Below are 17,972 nucleotides of genomic sequence, written 5' to 3'. Positions count from 1 at the left end.
ACTGACTCCACTCGGTCCCGTCTGAGACCGATGCCGAGAGGACAATGCATTAATAGAATGCCCGTCCTCTTTGGAACATACTCTGGCGAGCAGTCATGAGCGAGGAACCTATGGAGGGCGATGATCACGCGAGCACCACCATACTGGTGGTCGACGACGAGCGGGATCTGGCCGATCTCTACAAAGCGTGGCTCACCGACGAGTTCGACGTCCGCGTCGCATACGACGGCGAATCCGCCCTCGAGCAACTGGACGATGGGATCGACGTCGTCTTGCTCGATCGACGGATGCCGACGTTGTCCGGTGACGAGGTACTCGATACGATCCGCGAACGGTCCATCGACTGCCGTGTCGCGATGGTAACCGCCGTCGAACCGGACGTCGACATCGTCGAACTGGGGTTCGACGATTACCTCCAGAAGCCCGTCGACCGCGAGCAACTCGTCGACACGGTGAATCGACTCGTCCGCCGATCCGAGTATGACCAGCGTCTCCAGGAGTATTTCACCGCCGTTCGGAAACGGTCGCTGCTCGACGAACGCCTGGCGCCGGGCGAACGGGACGCGAGCGAGGAATATCGGACATTACAGGCCCAGTTGGACGATCTCGAAGCGGATATCGACACCGTCTCCATGGAACTCGACGAAGCGGACTTCGAGACCCTGTTCAGGCAACTCGAGTAACCGGCCGGCCATCGTCGACACGATTTCAGCAGCGTGCCTGCGTGGTAGACCCCCGAGATAGAGCTTCCCGGTATCGAAACAATACATGTCCGGAACCGATGATCCCGCGGCGCTCGTCGACGTCCCCGACCTCGATGACATTATCGATCGCCTGTTTCGCAACAGTCGGACCAACGCGATGATTGCGTGGCTCCTCGTTGCAGTCCTCCTGTCGGTATTTCTCGAGAGCCTCGTCGGGTTCGACATCCAGTGGCTGGTGTTCGTCGGATTCGTGGGGTTCGTCGTCCTGTTACCCCCGATAGCCTATCGAGAGTGGCGGGTGATGCTTCCCTGGGAACTCCTCGTCCTCGCGTTGCTTCCGATCATCGTCCGGGCCGTCTTCGGGGGAACCCTGGGAACGTTCGCGACGTATCTCTCACTGGCCGGTCTCGCGCTCATCGTCATCGTCGAACTTCATATGTTTACGTCTCTCAAAGTCACTCCGTGGTTCGCCGTGGCCCTCGTCACGATGACGACCCTGGCGACCGTGGCTGCATGGACTATCTTTCGGTGGAACGCCGACAAATTCCTGGGAACCACCTATCTCGTGGATAACGAGACGTTGATGATGGAGTGGATTTACGTCACGCTCGCCGGCCTCGTTGCTGGAATACTGTTCGAGACGTATTTCTCCAGACGCGATCGCACCCTCTGGCAGCGGCTTCGACGGGTGGTACGACGATGAGAGGGCTCCCACGACCGTCAAGGAACAATCAGCGACGGCTCACCCGAGGGATGCAGGCAGTCCTGCTCTCACTCGTGATCTATGGTGTGGTCGCCGGTCAGCCCAAGGCCATCAGCAACGGTGGAATCGGGTTGGCCATCACGTTCATCCCGGCGATTCTCGAACGGAATTACGAGTTTCCCCTCGATCCCTGGCTGGGGCTCTGGATCACCACGGCCGTCTTCTTGCACACCCTGGGCTCGGCTGGTCTCTATGGGCGACTGTTCTGGTGGGACAATCTGACCCACGCGATGTCCGCGACAGTCGTCGCAGGTGCCGGGTACACTGTCGCTCGCGCCGTCGACCTCCACAGTGACGACATTTTCGTCCCCCGCCGGTTCTTCTTCGTGTATATTTTCGTGGTGGTGCTCTCTTTCGGGGTCATCTGGGAGCTCTTCGAGTTTGCCCTCGACCTCATCGCCCTCTCGACCGGTGTGACGATGCCGCTGGCCCAGCACGGGCTCGACGATACGGTCCGCGATCTCATGTTCAATTCCGTGGGCGCACTCGTCGTCGCGGTCTTCGGCCAGGCACACCTCAGCGGTGTGGCCGAAACCCTTCGTGATCGCTTGGGCTCGAAGGGGTAGTCGTCTCTGGCCATCTACGCCGGGAATCTATATCGTGCTAGAGATTCTATAGCAGGTTCCTAGGGGACTATATGCGTCGGATGGAAACTAGTGATGGGATGGCACGTAGCACCTTGCAGGACGTCCTCGACGAACGGGTAACGGAGTTCGAAGCCAGTACGACCGTCGGCGAAGCCATCGAGACGATCCGTGACTCGGCGCCGGCGTCCGAGAACACGATCTACTACGCCTTCGTCACCGCGCCGGACGGAACGCTCGAGAGCGTGGTCTCGATGCGGGAGTTGCTCAACGCCGACGACGACACCGAGGTCTCCGAAGTGGCCTCCGATCAGGTGGTCTACGTCGAGACGGACGATTCGATCGAGGCGGTCGGCAAGACCTTCGGGCGATACCAGTTTATGGCGCTTCCGGTCGTCGACGAATCGGGCACACTGGTGGGAACGGTTCGAGCACCCGCGATCCTCGAGGCGCTCGACGAGGAGTCCGCGAGTGAGGATCTCAGGCGATTGGTTCGCGACGTGGAGTACGACGCTTCGAAGGCGCGTACCTACGAGTGCTTCTCGTGTGGTGCCACCGTCACTGCCGTCGACAATCCGATGGAGTGCCCGGAATGTGGTGGGGACCTTCGCAACAAGGGCACCCCGATGGAGTGACGTGCCGATTTCCTTTTGCGCACAGGCGAAACACAGTGGACCCACCGTGGTTCGACGATCGACCGGTACCCAGTGTTTTTGATCGCGTCATTCGAACCTGCTTGCGATGCCAACCGACCTACTATTGCCGCAATCGAGCGAACAGGACCCGCTCGAACTGGGGCTGTGGGCCGAGGACCTCGGGTACGACGGCCTGTGGCTCGGGGAACTCTGGGGCTCGAGTTCGGTCGTCAAACTGACCGAACTCGCCGTGCGAACCGATTCGATATCGCTCGGGTCGGCTATTCTCAACGTCTTCTCCCGGACGCCGGCGGTCCTCGCGTTGACCGCTGGCACGCTCGATGCGGTCTCGGATGGTCGGTTTCGACTCGGCGTCGGCACCTCGACCAGGAAAGCCATCGAAGACCTCCACGGGATGGACTGGTCCGCGTCGAATCCGATCCGTCGCGCCCACGAGACTATCGAACTCGTCCAGGCGTTCCTCGACGGGGACGAGCGTGTCGACTACCAGGGAGAGATTTTCGACGTTCAGGACTTCCCCACACTCGACGCAGACGTTCCCGTCTATCACGCGGCGCTCGGGAAAGCCAACCGTCGAGTCGTCGCGAGGCTGGCCGATGGCTGGATCCCGCACAACGTCCCGTTTCCGGACCTCGACGACGCATACGAATACATCCGCGAGACGATGCACGAGGAGGGTCGGGAAGCGACCATCGACGTCGCCCCTTACGTTCCGGCCGCGGTCGCCCCGGACCCAGCCGACGCCCGTGACGTCATCCGCGGCCACGTCGCGTACTACGTCGGGAACGGGCGGGGGTACGAACGGGCGGTCTCCCAGCGATTCCCGGACGAGGCGGCCGCCGTGGCCACGGCGTGGCGGGACGGAGACAGACGGACGGCGGCAAAACGGGTCACCGACGAGATGGTGGCCGCTCTGGGCGTTGCTGGCACTCCCGAACAGGCCAGAGACCAGTTCGCGGCGGTCGCCGATATCGACTGCGTCGACAGGCCGATGGTGACGATTCCCGGGAATGCGGATCGTGTGGTCGTCGAGCGTACCATCGAGGCGCTCGCCCCTACGACTGCGTGATCGACCACGGTCACCGGTCTCTCCGTGGTGTGACCGGATCGTTTCCATCGATCAGATTTCGTGCGACCACTACGGACCCCGTCGAGACGAACAGGCCGATCGGTGCCGTGATTGCAGCGGCGAGGATGCACCGACGATCCCGTTCCCGCACGCCAGCTTCGATACCGGCACCGAGATGATGGCGCCCGTGGCGAGGAACACCAGAAACGCAACGATGGCCTCGGAACGGTCGAGAGTGAGTGAGACACTCTGTACGAGCGCTTCGACGATGCCGACGTCGGCCCCGACGACCAGATACGGTACGAGGTACGTGACGTATCCGAGGCCGAAGATGGCGATCGCCGCCACAGGAAATAGGGCGGGCGTCCAGGACAGACCGCCTACCAGGACGAGCAACACCAGGACCGAGGATCCCTCGGTGGCCACCAACGGTTTCGCGTATCGCTGGACGTTGGCGACCAAATCGAACGTGCCGTCGGTCAGTCCTTCCTCGATACTGCCCAGGTACCCCGCGAGGAACAGTCCGTGAGCACTACGTAGGAGGTGAGCATTCCGACGAACAGGACGCCGAATTGAAGTCCAGCGATCGACAGGAGCGGTGTGCTGGCGACGGCACCGCCGGTCACGGTGCGTTGACGAACGACCACAGCGAGATGAACGAGTGCGGTGTGGGGAACGTGACGGTGAACCGCGACGTCGTGTCGGCACCCGTCCTGATCAGATCGTTCTAGCGGAGCAATGCGACGACGAAGTGGACCACGGCGAGGATCGCGAGCTGTCGCGTACCGGGACGGGCTTCGCCGAAAGTGGAGGAGGGACGCATTGGGGACGGTACGAAAGTGACCAACTGGATCGATAAACGTATTGAACTGTTATGGCACTCCGGAGACGCCGGACAGCAATTTTATTGGAATCCGTCGAGACAGTGTCGACGTGCCGCAACTGGAGTTACTGAATTCCATCCTCGCGGTCCTCCTGTGGGTCGCGCTGGCCGTATACGCGTTCTCGTCACTCTGGTGGCTCTTCGAGACGGTACTGCTCTCCTCCGGATGGAAATCCGATGACGAGGGCGTCTGGGGACTCGACGACATCCAGGTACGGATTCTCACCATCGACGCAGCCTCCGTCGTCCAGACCACGGTGGATGCGCTTCCCGACCAGATCACGGACGTCCGGGTGATCGCCGAACGGGATATCGATATCGATGGTGCGACCGTCTACGTCGTCCCCGAGGAATTCGACTGCCAGGCGACCAACAAGGGCCGTGCCGTCGAATGGGCCCGCCGAAACGTCGATTGCCATCGCGAGTACATCCTCTACCTGGACGAGGATACTATCGTCACTGACCTGACTGGTCTCCCGGATGCCGATTTCGTCCAGTTCACGGAGAAACCGATCTATACAGGGTCACGACTTACGTACCTCGCGGAGGTCTTCCGGACGGGATACCAGTTCGAGCAACTCGGTTTCCACCGACTTTCGTATCCCCTCTATGCCTGGGGTGGTGGGTTCGCGATTCGGACCGATATCGAGGCGGACCTCGGGTGGAACGTCGCGACCATCACCGAGGACACGAACCTTATCTGGCGTGCGGCCGACGCGTACGACCTCGACTACCGACTCGTCGACTCGCGATTCCGGAATCAGGCACCTCCATCGGTCGCTGCCATGCTCAAACAGCGGCGTCGCTGGATGTCGGGGACCATCGGCGACGATCATCTCCTCCCCATCAGGTATCGGCCACTCTACCTGACCCGCGTGATCGCCTGGGCGTTTTCACCGTTCGTCCCCCTCCTTCTCGTGGCCGCGTATCTCCTGCCCGGTTCGGCCCCTGGAACGGCTCTGTATGCCCTCATCTCGACGGGGTTGTTGGCAATCATCTTCCTGTATATGCTGTTCGGTGTCGTGGCTTATCGGAAGCATCCGCTACTCTGGCCGCTGTACCTCCTCATGACGCCTGTGGCGGTGGTCCTTCACGCGGTGGGGGCGATTTGGGGTGTCGTCGATCCCGTAACGGAGTTCGAGGTGACCGAGAAGGTGGCCCCGGAGACCGTCGAGACGATGAATGCGGGCCTGGATTCTGGAGCGTTGGCGGACCACGATGGGACGGAGCGATTGGTCCGGGATTCGGCCGATGAATACGACACTCACCTTTTTGATGACTGACACCCCCACACGATAGCCATTGATGGCTTCGATAGTCGCCCCGTCACCGGTCTGAGGACTGATTGCTTCGAACGCCTTCACCGGGTGTAGCCTCCAGCGGTGGCAAACACCGATGCCCCATAGCCCGCCGATCCAGCGCAGACCGATGGATTCCGGTAGTTCGTCCTAACCGATAGAACGATCAGTCCCGGTTAATTATCTGGTTTCGGAGTCGATCGAGTCCGAACGTCGCGACGAAGAAGGCACCCCCGATGTACAACAGCGACTGGGGGTCGACGACCAGTCGAGCGACGATACTGTTCCCGTACCCGATCAGCGTCCCGAGATATCCCAGAATAGAGACCGTCCATCCGAGACCCGTGATGCCCGCGAGTTGATCGAGAAGGTCGTTTTCCGCCGTCAGTTGTTGTTTCAGGGACATGATGGGATTACGTCGCGTAAGCGAATCTTACCGGCGACGGGATCAAGAAGGTAGTTTCGAGTTACTCATCGCGTGATTACGGCATGCCGTGAGAACGCGACCGCTTCCTCTGACACCGGTCGGTTGCCACCCTAACGGTCGTGTGGTGACGGCCGTTCACTCGAGAACCTGATCCGGTTTTTGGCTGAAACATCGTTTCGGATCGGTGCCAGTGTCTGGTGGCATCGAACTGCACTTATTTGATTTGCAACTGTAAGGGTCCACTATGAAGACGCGATCTCGCGTCAAGAGCAGTTTCGTTGCGGGACTGATCTTGATTGCCCCACTGGTCGTGACGGTCTTCGTCCTCCGGATCCTCATCGGGTGGACCCAGCAGTTCGTCGACCCGGTCGTTGCGGGGACACGACTGACCCAGTACACAGGCAACAACGAACTCGTCGCGCAACTCGCGGCCGTGATCCTGATACTCGGTGCCATCACGCTGCTCGGGTACCTGGCCCAGCGAAGTATCGGCCGGCAGGTGTTCGGGAACATGGGCCGAATCGTGAACGTCATTCCGTTGATCAGCACGCTCTATGTGAGTGTCCGACAGGTCTCGAATTCCCTGGTCGAGCGGCGAACGGCCTACGACGGCGTCGCACTCGTCGAGTACCCCCGAGAGGATATGTATTATCTCGGTCTCATCACCGGCAAGAGCCCGACCGTCGTCGAGGAGGCCACCGAGGAGACGATGTACAACGTCTTCCTCCCGAACAGTCCCAATCCGACGGGTGGACGATTGCTTCTCCTCCCCGAACGGCAGGTCCACGAAATAGATATGAGTGTTCGCCGTGGGATGCAGTTGATCGTGACCAGTGGCATCGGTGCCGACCAGGGGTCGTCGTACGATGCTGACGCCGCGTTCAAACACGGATACAGCGACTGATCGGTGGGGTGTTTTCCAGGTGACGCACTGAAAGATTGTCTACCGCAGAAAAGGGAAAGCGGGTCCCCCGATCGAAGGGAGGGAGGGAGTCGTACAGTCGGTCGGGCCAGTATTTGCGACTCCGCAGGGAGACCGTTTGCATCGTTCGGCGCTGGGAGACAGTCGCCGATCGAATGCCGAGTAATATTCTGTAGCACCTGGGAACCCCCGACTGTGCCACATCACGATTCCCACCTCGACCGTTGGGTGGTCTTGCTACCATCAGAGTGACCGAAACGAGGCATCGGCCACGATCTAGCTTCTATATAGCGACATACGATATATACGTACGAGATACTGCATCTTACTATATCAGATTGTAGATATTATCTTCGTAGACGTCGCGGACTCGGTCGCCCCAGTTGTGCGTATAGGTGTCGATGATGTCTCGCGCCACGTCGCCTCGCAGATACTTCACGATGCCTCGATCACCGGTGCGGTCTCGAAGGTGGGTGGTGAAAAAGTGTCGAAAGTAATGCGGAGTCACGTTCGCCCCTGCACCCCCGTTCGTCTCGTACCAGTCGTTCTCTCTGGCATGCCGTTCGACGACGTAGTGCACACCAGGGCCGGTCACACGCTGTCCCCAGTTTTGATCCGTGCTGACGAACAGGGGGCTAGCGGGCGATTGGGTGTCGGGGCGGATTGCGAGCCATCGTTCGAGAACTCGCTTGAGTTCGGCATCGACGGGAATGACGGTGTCTCGCTTTCGTTTGTTCGACTCGGAGCGCGGTTCGCCATTGACCGATTCGCCCGCCGTGGGCGCCTGTGAGACGAACAGCGAATCCGGGCGACCGCGCAGCGTCGGTCGGATCGGTCCGCTCTCCACCGATATTCCCGACAGATTCAGATCGCGGAGGTCCAGATTACACAGCTCTCCGGCACGGATACCGGTTTTGAGTAGCGTCACGACGATTGCTATCTCTCCTGGGTGGGCGATCTGTCCGACGAACCGACGCATCTCGTCGACGGAGACGTCTCGTCTGCTCGGGTCTGTCTCGATCTGTTCGTCCATCTCCTCCATGACGAGAGTCATCGGATTGTCGTCGAACTCGCCGACCTCCACCATGTACGAGTAGAACCGATGGAGGTAGGAGGCGTACGAGGCAATGGTGCTGGAAGCGACGGACCCCCTTCGTTCGTGTATCCAGCCCAGACAATCACGATGCGTGGCTTCACCGAGCCCGACAGCATCGTCACCCGCCCGACTTTCCCCCGCCTGTAGATACGCCCGAAACTGGCTGAGTACCCGTTCGTAGGCCGCTATCGTCCGGTCAGAGCGACCGTGATAGGCCATGTCCTCGAGGAAGTACTCGATCGGATCGGTCTCCGTAGCAGGCATGATCAGTCCTCCATCAGGACGTAGCCGCCTTCGCGTGGGCTATGAGAGATACGGCCCTCGTCGTCGAGTGAAAGAATCACGGCCTCAACTTCGTCGGCGATGTCCTCGATAACCGTATCGAGAATCTCGTCGAAATCGCTGTACGAGTCGGTCGAGAGTGCGTTCAGAACCGATTTCCTCATGCGGTCGTCTGTAACCCCGTCTTCACCCCTCGAACCCTGGGGGTCAGGGCTCGAAGATGGGGCTGCAGAATTTCCAGTGCCGTCCCCACCGAAACCTCGTCGACCGGCCTGGACCATCGTCTTCACGAATTCGCTCTGGCTCATCCCCAACTCGTCGGCGTGTGACTGCCACTGTTCTTTCTGGTACGCTGGGACGTACGTCGTCACCACCGATCGTTCGGAATCCCCCTCGCCTGTGTCGGCCATACGTCGAAAATATATGGCCACTGGCATAAAACTAGTGGGTATCAAAATAAAGTATTTTATTTCAAACTGTGACTTCGTTTTCTCGGCCCGTTGTAGGAGTGTATTTAGAATCACGATATCATTCGACGAAAGACTGGTTGTACATTTCAAAATAAGAAATAGACTCGTGCGCCACCGACATGTCGGAGTCACTACGACGAATTGGCTCGAAAGCGTTGCCAGCGATTCGGACCGCTGCTCTGCATCACCACTACCTCGAAACAGTGAACTCGCGCTGTCGGTGGTGGATTCCACGCAACTCGATCAAATCGACGGCTGCCACTCGATGTCGTCCTCGAAAGTACGCATCGTTGCACCGTCGATAGGGAATCCTGGATCGTCGGTCGCGGAACTCTGGACCATTCTCATGAGGTGGTGTCGATCGATTCCTGGTCCGATTTGGTGCTGGTTCGAGCGGTTCGGACCGTCGTCAGCCTCTGTAGTTACACAGTTGCATCCTTCGTCGGAGAGGTTCCAAACGGTCCCGGTGACTGTCGTCGCATCAACGTGGTAAAACGCGTGCCAGTGGCGGTATCGAGATGTCTCTTGGCGAGCGTCATGGACGGCGCCACAATGGACGAGGAGCGATATCGGCGGGTGAATAGCGGTATCATCGTCGATATCGTCCGCTCACCGTCTGTTTGAACGTGAGTCGAGTCGATAACTGACCGATGAAAATGGTCACGACCGATGGTGGATCGAACGTATATAGTGTATATCGCTATACGATCTGGGCGTGATGATCGATCGGCGGTCGGTCGTCAACTGTCTCTATGTCCACGGGGGTCTTCGGCGAACGAGGCGATTCAGATTTCCGCGATCTCGTGATCGGCGTCGACGTACTGTGCGTCGTCGGGGAGGAGGGCGACCAGCAGATAGGTCGCATGCTCGCTCACGTAGTCGACGAGTGTCCCGATTCGTTCTCCGTCGATTGCCTCGATTGAGTCCAGGACGAGAAATGGCATCGATTCGAACACCTCGTGGGCCAGGTAGCCCGCGAGGGCGAAAACGAGTCCGGTAATCTCTCGTTCGCTCTCGCTCAAGTGGTCGACGGTATCCTCGTAGACGGTCCCATCTTCGGCGGCCCGGATCACGTGCAGATCGAACGAGGTATCGGGAACGAGCTCGCCGTTCTCGGTGTGTTTCCGTCGTTCGAGCCAGATACGCTCGACGTTGTCGTATCCGAGCTCGTCGAGGATTTCCGCCATCGTCTCGTTGAACTCCTCGATGGTCCGTCGTTCGAGTCTGTCGACCTCGTCTCGTTTATCGGTCAGCGTCGTGGTGATCCTCTCCCGTCGTGACTCCAGGTCGGACAGTTCGTCCAGTTCGGTCGTGACGGAATCCAGTTTTGCGACGATCTCTTCGCGTTCGTCCTCCAGGTGGTCGATCGTCGCTTCGAGTCGACTCGCTTCCCCGTGGGCCTCGAGGATCGAATCCTCGCTCGCAGGGTGACCGTCGGCCTCTTCGGCGTCTGCGATCTGTGCTTCGAGTTCCGTCTCACGACGTTCGAGTGACTGGAGACGTTCCTCACGCCGTGATACCTCGCTCGCTATTTCGTCGAGGCGGTTCCGCAATGCCCGAACTCGGTCCCGGGTTTCGTCGAGTTCGTCGCGTTGGCGTTGTAAATCAGTGAGTTCCTCGTCGATCGTCTCACGACGGTCCAGTAGATCCCGTCGGTACGACTGTAATTGTTCGACTGTCGAGCGTATCTGTTCCGTCGGGACCGTCGACCCACACGTCCAACATGAGGTTTGCTCTTCGAACAACTGTTCCGTCGGTTCGCCCTCCGTGGCGACGGCTTCCTCGGTCAACGCGCCGTTCGCATCGAGTCGTCGTCGATTGAACTGGACGACGCGCTGTAATTCACTCATCTGTGAATCGAGACGGTTACGTTCCGCTCGTTTCTCCGCAATCTCGTCGCGCAACGCAGAAGCGTCCGGGACCGGCTCGAGGGCTTCGAGTTTCGAGCGTTTCTTCTGGCGCTCGTCTCGAAGGGCCGAACAGCTCTCCTCTACGGTCGTTCTATCGTAGCGGATCTCTTCCAGTTCGGCGTGGCGTTCCGCGACGGCCCGATACCGTTCGGCGAGGGTGCCCTCGTCGGTCTCTTCGATTGTCGAGTGCAGCGTCTCCTGTCGGTCTCTGGCCGTTGACAGCTCCTCATCGATCCGCTCCAACTCGGCCTGGAGTTCCCTCTCCCGGCTCTCGAGTGACGACCGCTCTTCTAACTGCTCGTCGATACCAGCGCGTTCCCGTTCGAGGTCGCGGATCTCCTCGCGAAGTCCGTCGATGTCCAGCGGGTCGAGGACGACATTTCGAAGGTCCTCGCCTCGTTCGACCGCTCGGCGGGCGTTGTTCGATTCCAGGAGGAACGCGAACGATTCTGCTTCGTCCGCGGCATCCAGATATGGAGTCCCCTCGGTCAGCACAGTTCCGTTCTTCCTGGTGGCGGTTCGGACGTATTCCGTGTCCCCGATGACACATTCGATGCGCCCCGCCGATTTACCGGCCTTGAGCGGAACTTCGTCGCTCCCGAGAACAGCCATCATGGCCTTGAGAAACGAGGTTCGATTCGTCGCGTTCCGACCGACCAGGACGGTCACGCCTGGTGGAATCGTAGCGGTCGTCTCGTCGATACCACCGACGTTCTCGACCTGGACCTCGACGGTCCCGACGTCTCCCGAGACCGGATTCATTATCAATAAGTATCACTTACCCGGGATTAATTTATTGTTACTGCTATCCTCTCGGTCAGATCGGCTGTCGGGTGGGACCGCGTCGTCGCTGGGAGGATCGTCTAACTGTTACGATCGTATGGACGGTACACCGACTGGACGTCGGCGACCGATTACGGTGTGCTCGACCGGTTGCCATCACCTATTCTGCCCGACATCCACAACCGCCTTTCGAGAAGAGTTCTCCGAGTTCGTAGTAGGTGCCACAGTGTTCGCAGGTCGCCGTCACGTCGACGATGATCTGGTAGTCCCCGTGATCCAGCCCATCGTTCCCGGCAAGCCGCTCTACACGGTCGCCCGCGACCGCCGCTGTCCGGTGCTGGACCGCCCGGACCTGGTCCAACGCTGTGTCGGCGTCGATGGGGGCACGCTCGAATTCGAGGCCGAGACAGTCGGTCAGGTGGCGGTATACCGTCTGGTGGGAGACGAACTGATTCTGTAGTCTCTCCACGTCCACTCCCGCTTTGCTGAGGTGGCGACGCTTCTCGATCCGAGCGGCGTCACTGACGTCGTCCCCGACGAGAAGGTCGTACGTCGTCTCGAGTTCTGGGCGGAGGAACTCGACGTCAGCGTCGTCGAGGGTTCGTGCGAGCACGCGCTCGTTCACGTCTCTCGGGAGCTGTCGTACACTTACCCCCTCGTCGCGCCACGATCGTTCGAGCGTGTCGTCGAGATCATCGAACCCGAAGGTCTGGATGAGTGTTCCGACCTTGCAGTGACAGTCTGCCGATTTTTCGTCCGCCGGTCCTGGGTTCATGGTCCCCAGGAGACGAGGGTGGCCCTAAACCGTTGTGTCGAAGCTGTGTCTCTATTTGGTGACAGCGAAAGATTATTAGTAGTTTGGGTTACATTATACACTGTATGGGGGAACATCTTTCAGAGAGCGACTGGGAGCGAATCCGCAAATTCGCGGAAACGCCTGCTTACAAGCGGTCACCCGAGATTCTTTCCGAAGCCGGTGAGCAAAATGACGAGACACCCGATCGGGTTCACGGTGGGGACGAAAACGAATAGCGACCACTCATTCGACCAATTTCTCCGACTCGATACGGGTCCACACGGTTCGGCCGCGGTCGGTCAGATCGTAGATGCGTCCTTTCTTCCGTTCTTCGGGGACGAGCAGGTCCACGAGGGACCGATCTCGCAAGCTATGCAGTGCCCTGGAGATGTGTGATATCGACCTGTCGGAGTCCTCCGCGATCTGCGACGGCGTCGCGGGCCCCGCCGAGAGCCGTCGCATGACTGCGATACGGTATCCGGAGCTGATCACGAACCCTATTTCCTCCCAGTCATCGTTCATCGTTGTACCTCTATCGGGTCCGATGGGGCATAATACGTGTATATTGTTTCGACCCCCGTTCGAAACGCCCCGCCGGTAACGTCCGATTACTCGTCTCGTACGTTCGATTTTATTCCCGTTACCGAGACGTAGCGACGGCCGGCGTTTCCTGTGCCCGGTCGATAGCCGGGCTTTCTCCCCGATAGCAACCGCATAACAAACGTGGGTGCCTGCGCGGTACACCCTGTATCATGTCCCACGGTCAGCAGACCACGACTCGACTCGGTACGGACTCGGGGAAGCGATACTGCGGACACTGCGGCTCACACGTCTCCATCGCGTTCGCGCGCGTGTTCGGAAACAATCACGACGAGGTGTACGCCTGTCCGGACTGCGCCACGATGCGTGAACTCCGTAACGGCCTGGCCCGCAAGGCGTGACCGAGTCCGGGACCTTTCCTGGTAACTGCCACTCGCGCTGGTTTGCGGTGGATGCGGTGGCGAGCGCTCTCCTCGTTCGATCCGTCGGTCACTGATGCGTTGGTCTCGAACCCTGCTGGCCGACTGACTCCTGCCGACTGTTGTAGCCAACGAGGTGCCAATATGGGTTCGTTACGTCCCGGATAAGATACACTTTACAACGACCTCGTGGCCCCTCGGACGGGCCATGGGTACACCAAGTACGCGTTCGAAACGCTCGCTGGACCACGAGACGACGAGGTCCGTCCTGGTCGGTCTCTTCGTCGTCATCGTCTCCCTCGCGGTCGTTGCAGGGTCGGTATCGGCCGCCATCGGCGGAGTGGCTCCCCTGGGATCGTCGACAGACGTGTCGTACGCCGAGACGGATGGCATCGTCGCTGCCGAGAACGAGACGGTCGAGAACGAAACGCAGGCAGTCGACGTGGTCCTGGTCTTCGACCGGTCCGAGAGTATGGACGCGAATCGACACGAGATAGCCAAGGAGATGGAGGGCTTCGACCAACGCCTGGACACCGACGGGAAAGACATCCAGTATGCCCTGCTCACCTACGGACCGGAGTCCGACGTTCGCCAGTCGTTGACCGACGACTACGAGGACTTCCAGACGGCACTCAATTTCGGCACCGCCGATTCGCGTGAGAACGCTTCTGACGCCCTCCTGGCGGCGACCGACGAGTTCAGAGACGACTCCGAACGGATCGTCATCATCGTGACGAACGAGGACGACGACAGTTCGGCCGCTCAGCGACAGGCAGCGACGGATGCGATGTCTTCGGTCGACTTCCTGGCAGTCTCTCCGGACGACCCGATCGATAGCTCCTGTGAGTTGCACTCGCCTCCCTGTGACACCGATACCGACAACGAGCTCCGGACGATGGCCGCCGATGCTGGTGGCGACTGGATCGACGTCGATTCCGACAGTTCGACCATCGTCACGAAGATGGCGACGACCGTCGGTATCGACGAGAGTGAAACCTCGACCGGTGGCGATTCGTCAGGCACCTCCGGGTCGTCGTCGTACAGCACGAGTTCGCCCGACGTCGACCCCGTCAACGGCTCAGTGAACACATCGACGGTCGAGATCGGCGAGAAAGTCCAGTTTTCGATCACGCTGGAGAACGATGGTTCGGCCGACGGGACGGCCGATGAGGACCTGATGACCGAAGACGCGTCCATCGCGTCCCTCGACGTCGACGTCCCCGAAGACGAGACGGTGACGGCGACCGTCAACCACTCCTTTGACACGCCAGGGACCTACGAACTGTTCTACGACCACATGCACGTCGCGACCGTCGAGGTGACGCCGCTACGGGATACCGGTGTCTCACTGGCCGCTCCCAGCGAGACCCGCCTGGAGGCGACCGTGACCGATGCACGGACGAACGAGACGGTTCGAATTCCCGTCACCCATCCGGCAGTCTCCGATAGCGCTTTCGGACCGATAACCGCTATCTGGGTGACGACGACACAGGATGCCGACTTCTCGGTCACGGTCGATGCCGATTCGAAGACGGCGACCGAGACAGCCCCATTCACCGACCACGTTCGCCCCCTCGCCTATCCGTCAGTGAATACGACACTCGAGGAGAGCCAGATCGAGTCCTTTGGCATCGAATACGCTGACGGCGATGATCGGATCGAGTTCTACGCACAGGTGAACAACTCGTCCTGGACCGAATCCGAGGGGATCGCCATCGATCCCGAAGCGGCCGGTGCGACCACGACGAACGGGACCTTCGCGGAAACCGGCAACGAGTCGGGCACCGGGGTCCAGTACGACGTCCTCACGATAACGACCGAAGGGGTGGAGTCGTCAGCGGAGAACGAATCGGTGACGGCCAACGGGACGGTGAACGAGACGTCGACGGCCAACGGGACAGTGAACGAGACGTCCACGGCCAACGGGACAGTGAACGAGACGACAACCGTCCAGACCACGACGGTGTCCGACTCGATCGAGGTCGCGTCGAACGAGAGTGCGACCGGCGTGACCCTCGCCTGGGACCAGACGGTGGAGCGCTACGTCGCAACGGTGCCGGCGAACACGACAGTCGCCTTCGGGGTGCAGCAACCGGGCTTCGTCGTCGAGTCGCTCACGCTCGATCGCGACACCGTCGAGGAGGGTGAGCAGGTCGTCGCCACCGTCACCGTCGATAACGACGGACTCGTCCCGGGTTCCTACGAGACGATCCTCCAGGCGAACGGTGACCCCGTCGCAGACACGACCGTCTACGTCCCGGCGAACGACTCCCGTGAGGTCTCTCTGTCGTTCAGTCCCGACACACCAGGTGAGTACACGCTCGACGTCGGTGGATCTGGAGAGACGACACTCCTCGTCGAGGCGGTAACTGAATCGCCCAACGAGACGACCACGACCGAGAACCCCGAGACCGAGACCGCTTCACCCGGATTCACCGCGATCGGTGTCTTGGTCGCTGCTCTGCTGGTCTCGCTCTTCGTGAAGACGCGTACCCGGTGATCGGCACCGGCCCGTTTTCACGTCATTTCCCGGACGACTGACCGGTTCGGAAAAAAAGTTCAGGACGCCCGATTCGTATTCTTCAGCTGGCTACCGTTGCCCGTTCGATCGTCGACCTCGTCGACGGCTTCACTCCTCGAAGCAGCGGCTCCGTCCGCATTCTCTTCTGGGGAGTCGTCCGATTCTGGATCGACTTCGACCTGCAGTTCACGGTTCTTTTCTCGGTCCTGCACGGTCGCCCACAGGAACACGATCGCTCCGACGACCGTCCCGAGGAACCACGAGCCCGTGTCCTCTCGCGAGCGGTCGACCAGCGATCGCATGAATCCCAGGAGCCCGCCGGTCGTGGTCGCCCCACCGAGTAGGTACAGTGGCGCGATGGGTTCGTAGCTCTGCAGCAGGTACTTCCGCCGGAGTCGACGGAGGAATCCTGAGAGGAGCATGATGGAGACGCGAGGGATATATTCGGTGTAGTCGATGTGGCTCTTCCAGTCGTCCGCGTAGACGTATTCGGCCGACTGTGGGACGTCAGCGATGGTGACGTCCCCTTCGTTGAGGCGGATGAGCAAGTCGTTGCAGTAGCCGTAGTACTCGTACATCGCCTCGACGTCGGTGTCCTCGAGCGCCGACAGCGAGATGGCGGTGTACCCGTTCTGGGAGTCCATCGACTCCCAGTACCCACTCGCGATCTTGGTGAGATACGAGAGCGTCACGTTTCCGACGAGCCGGAAGGTCGGCATCCTGCTCCAGTCCTCGGACCGAGAGAATCGATTCCCCTTCGTGTATTCGGCCACACCGTCGGCGATGGGGTCGATGAAGGTCGGGAGTCGTTCGGGGTCCATCTGATCGTCGCCGCCGAAGACGGCGGTGACGTCGATCGATTCTTCGCGCGCGCGAAGATAACCAGTCTTGATCGCGGCACCGACGCCCCGGTTCTCGTCGTGACGTATCGGGACCACCAGTGAGTCGAAGACGCCGTCGTGCTCGCTATTCCGACGTGTGGCCGAGCGTTCGATCTCGTCCCAGGTTTCGTCGGTCGAACCGTCGTCGATCACGTAGGCTCGGTCCACGATGGACGGGATCTTCTCGACGACCTCGCCGACGTATCCCGCTTCGTTGTACGCCGGGACGACGATGCCGACGGTCAGTCCTCGGTACATCGGTCCTCCGCAGTCGGTTCGACGCCAGCAACTGGTGGGCCCCGCGCCACGTCCTGGTCGATGCGGCGGGCAGTTGATTCCTCGCACATGCTCTGTGAGGGGTGTCTGAGCGGATTAGTAATGGTCGGCTTACCGTCGCAAGACGGCGAGGCTAGATCGTTTGAGGCGGCGGATGCCCGGTGTACCGTCCACGATCCAGAGCACGAGCACTGCGCTGGGTAACGCGAGGTACCGAACGACGATGGTGGTCGCGTCCATCGACCCGAAGGACGCCACCAGGTCGAGAAAGTAGGTGAGGCCACGACTGAGTCCCAGATCGGTGCCGTATCCCTCGAAGGTCACCAGCGGCCAGAGGACACGGGAGAATCCGAGGGCGTCGCCGTTACGGAGCGGACTCAGTACGTCGGCGGCGAGGTGCGACCAGTAACCGAGGACGACTGCACTCGCCACCCGAAGGCGTCCCTTCCAGTAGCCGAGTGCGAGGACCCCGGCACCGATCGGTCCGGCGACCAGCACGGAGTGGCCGACCGCGTACCCGGTCGGGAAGACGCCGAGTCCCCACGAGAGTGGCTTGTCGATCAGATCGGGGCCCTGTGAGGCGATGACGAGGGCGACGGTGTCACGGCCACCGGGCGGGGTTCCGGCCACGGCCCGGATGGCGAGGGAGTACGCGAGATAGGCGACGGCGACGTGTTCCCACGGCCACATCT

The 17,972-nt window shown here is 60.4% G+C and carries 19 protein-coding genes; 10 read left to right on the top strand and 9 right to left on the bottom strand.

The window, feature by feature from the left end; all coding sequences use genetic code 11:
* Window positions 1-95: 95 nt before the first annotated feature.
* The 5 genes from HSRCO_RS08595 (at window position 96) to HSRCO_RS08575 (ending at window position 3,776) form a co-directional block, all read left to right on the top strand.
* Entirely contained in the window at window positions 96-683 is a 588-nt protein-coding gene (locus HSRCO_RS08595) for a response regulator (protein ID WP_259517231.1), read from the top strand.
* Between the two features lie 85 nt (window positions 684-768).
* The gene (locus HSRCO_RS08590; protein WP_259517230.1) at window positions 769-1,407 is read left to right on the top strand and encodes a hypothetical protein; all 639 of its coding nucleotides are present in this window, start codon (window positions 769-771) and stop codon (window positions 1,405-1,407) included.
* Entirely contained in the window at window positions 1,404-2,033 is a 630-nt protein-coding gene (locus tag HSRCO_RS08585) for a hypothetical protein (protein ID WP_259517229.1), read from the top strand. Before HSRCO_RS08590 ends, HSRCO_RS08585 begins: the two co-directional genes overlap by 4 nt.
* 98 nt (window positions 2,034-2,131) lie before the next feature.
* On the top strand, window positions 2,132-2,686 hold the full coding sequence (locus tag HSRCO_RS08580; protein ID WP_259517228.1) for a rubrerythrin-like domain-containing protein: 555 nt from the start codon (window positions 2,132-2,134) through the stop codon (window positions 2,684-2,686).
* Between the two features lie 106 nt (window positions 2,687-2,792).
* A complete protein-coding gene (locus HSRCO_RS08575; RefSeq protein WP_259517227.1) occupies window positions 2,793-3,776 on the top strand; it encodes an LLM class flavin-dependent oxidoreductase in 984 nt (327 codons plus the stop codon).
* 69 nt (window positions 3,777-3,845) lie between these two features.
* Here the strand turns inward: HSRCO_RS08575 and HSRCO_RS08570 are convergent, their stop codons facing one another.
* On the bottom strand, window positions 3,846-4,238 hold the full coding sequence (locus HSRCO_RS08570) for a hypothetical protein (protein ID WP_259517226.1): 393 nt from the start codon (window positions 4,236-4,238) through the stop codon (window positions 3,846-3,848).
* A gap of 110 nt (window positions 4,239-4,348) precedes the next feature.
* On the opposite strand from HSRCO_RS08570, the gene HSRCO_RS08565 reads away from it, so the two are divergent.
* Both HSRCO_RS08565 and HSRCO_RS08560 read left to right on the top strand, forming a co-directional pair.
* Entirely contained in the window at window positions 4,349-4,507 is a 159-nt protein-coding gene (locus HSRCO_RS08565) for a hypothetical protein (RefSeq protein ID WP_259517225.1), read from the top strand.
* 202 nt (window positions 4,508-4,709) lie between these two features.
* Window positions 4,710-5,942, top strand: coding sequence for a glycosyltransferase (locus HSRCO_RS08560; protein WP_259517224.1), 1,233 nt, complete (start codon window positions 4,710-4,712; stop codon window positions 5,940-5,942).
* Between the two features lie 181 nt (window positions 5,943-6,123).
* Here the strand turns inward: HSRCO_RS08560 and HSRCO_RS08555 are convergent, their stop codons facing one another.
* On the bottom strand, window positions 6,124-6,363 hold the full coding sequence (locus HSRCO_RS08555; protein WP_259517223.1) for a hypothetical protein: 240 nt from the start codon (window positions 6,361-6,363) through the stop codon (window positions 6,124-6,126).
* A 265-nt stretch (window positions 6,364-6,628) separates the two neighbouring features.
* Between HSRCO_RS08555 and HSRCO_RS08550 the strand changes: the two genes are divergently transcribed.
* On the top strand, window positions 6,629-7,288 hold the full coding sequence (locus HSRCO_RS08550; RefSeq protein ID WP_259517222.1) for a DUF502 domain-containing protein: 660 nt from the start codon (window positions 6,629-6,631) through the stop codon (window positions 7,286-7,288).
* 346 nt (window positions 7,289-7,634) lie between these two features.
* Here HSRCO_RS08550 and HSRCO_RS08545 read toward each other — a convergent pair whose 3' ends face one another.
* The 5 genes from HSRCO_RS08545 to HSRCO_RS08525 all read right to left on the bottom strand — a co-directional run bounded on the left by HSRCO_RS08545 (window position 7,635) and on the right by HSRCO_RS08525 (window position 13,165).
* Window positions 7,635-8,666, bottom strand: coding sequence for a tyrosine-type recombinase/integrase (locus HSRCO_RS08545; RefSeq protein WP_259517221.1), 1,032 nt, complete (start codon window positions 8,664-8,666; stop codon window positions 7,635-7,637).
* Between the two features lie 2 nt (window positions 8,667-8,668).
* Window positions 8,669-9,094 (bottom strand): DUF5805 domain-containing protein, encoded by a 426-nt coding sequence (locus HSRCO_RS08540; RefSeq protein ID WP_259517220.1) that lies wholly within the window; start codon window positions 9,092-9,094, stop codon window positions 8,669-8,671.
* A gap of 845 nt (window positions 9,095-9,939) precedes the next feature.
* Window positions 9,940-11,826 (bottom strand): archaea-specific SMC-related protein, encoded by a 1,887-nt coding sequence (locus tag HSRCO_RS08535; RefSeq protein ID WP_259517219.1) that lies wholly within the window; start codon window positions 11,824-11,826, stop codon window positions 9,940-9,942.
* 181 nt (window positions 11,827-12,007) lie between these two features.
* A complete protein-coding gene (rdfA, locus tag HSRCO_RS08530) occupies window positions 12,008-12,622 on the bottom strand; it encodes a rod-determining factor RdfA (RefSeq protein ID WP_259517218.1) in 615 nt (204 codons plus the stop codon).
* 264 nt (window positions 12,623-12,886) lie between these two features.
* The gene (locus HSRCO_RS08525) at window positions 12,887-13,165 is read right to left on the bottom strand and encodes an ArsR family transcriptional regulator (protein ID WP_259517217.1); all 279 of its coding nucleotides are present in this window, start codon (window positions 13,163-13,165) and stop codon (window positions 12,887-12,889) included.
* A 230-nt stretch (window positions 13,166-13,395) separates the two neighbouring features.
* On the opposite strand from HSRCO_RS08525, the gene HSRCO_RS08520 reads away from it, so the two are divergent.
* Both HSRCO_RS08520 and HSRCO_RS08515 read left to right on the top strand, forming a co-directional pair.
* Window positions 13,396-13,584: a hypothetical protein gene (locus tag HSRCO_RS08520; protein ID WP_259517216.1), complete on the top strand. Its 189-nt coding sequence runs from the start codon at window positions 13,396-13,398 to the stop codon at window positions 13,582-13,584.
* A 226-nt stretch (window positions 13,585-13,810) separates the two neighbouring features.
* A complete protein-coding gene (locus HSRCO_RS08515; protein WP_259517215.1) occupies window positions 13,811-16,102 on the top strand; it encodes a vWA domain-containing protein in 2,292 nt (763 codons plus the stop codon).
* A gap of 59 nt (window positions 16,103-16,161) precedes the next feature.
* Here HSRCO_RS08515 and HSRCO_RS08510 read toward each other — a convergent pair whose 3' ends face one another.
* Entirely contained in the window at window positions 16,162-17,262 is a 1,101-nt protein-coding gene (locus HSRCO_RS08510) for a glycosyltransferase family 2 protein (RefSeq protein WP_259517214.1), read from the bottom strand.
* 129 nt (window positions 17,263-17,391) lie between these two features.
* Window positions 17,392-17,970, bottom strand: coding sequence for a metal-dependent hydrolase (locus tag HSRCO_RS08505; RefSeq protein WP_259517213.1), 579 nt, complete (start codon window positions 17,968-17,970; stop codon window positions 17,392-17,394).
* Window positions 17,971-17,972: the final 2 nt, after the last annotated feature.

The sequence above is a fragment of the Halanaeroarchaeum sp. HSR-CO genome (assembly GCF_024972755.1).
Taxonomy (GTDB): domain Archaea; phylum Halobacteriota; class Halobacteria; order Halobacteriales; family Halobacteriaceae; genus Halanaeroarchaeum.
Note: the sequence above shows the minus strand (reverse complement) of the source record. Positions and strands in the feature narration are given on the sequence as shown.